Source organism: Bacillus sp. SIMBA_008 (assembly GCF_046535495.1).
GTDB lineage: Bacteria > Bacillota > Bacilli > Bacillales > Bacillaceae > Bacillus > Bacillus subtilis.
The window spans coordinates 1-235 of sequence record NZ_JAWRWL010001299.1; the positions used below are offsets into that span (position 1 = coordinate 1).

1 protein-coding gene is annotated in these 235 nt (G+C 68.1%); it reads left to right on the forward strand.

Annotated elements, in window-relative coordinates:
* Positions 1 to 235 (forward strand): hypothetical protein (locus SB658_RS27630; protein ID WP_410603771.1); only part of this gene is annotated, 235 nt, incomplete at both ends.

Sequence of the window (235 nt, forward strand, 5' to 3'; positions counted from 1 at the left end):
TCATCGTGACGGTCGCGACGCTGCTGCTGCAGGGGCTGACGCTGCCGATGCTCATCCGCGGCCTCGGCATCGCGAGCGACATCGACGCGGTCGAGGACGAGAAGGCCCTGGCCGACGTGAAGGAGAAGAGCCGTGCCGCCGGCAAGGCGTTCCTCGCCGAGAAGCGCCTCGAGTGGGAGGCGACGCACGGGCAGGTCGACATGCCCCTCTTCGACGCCTTCACGAAGAGGATGAC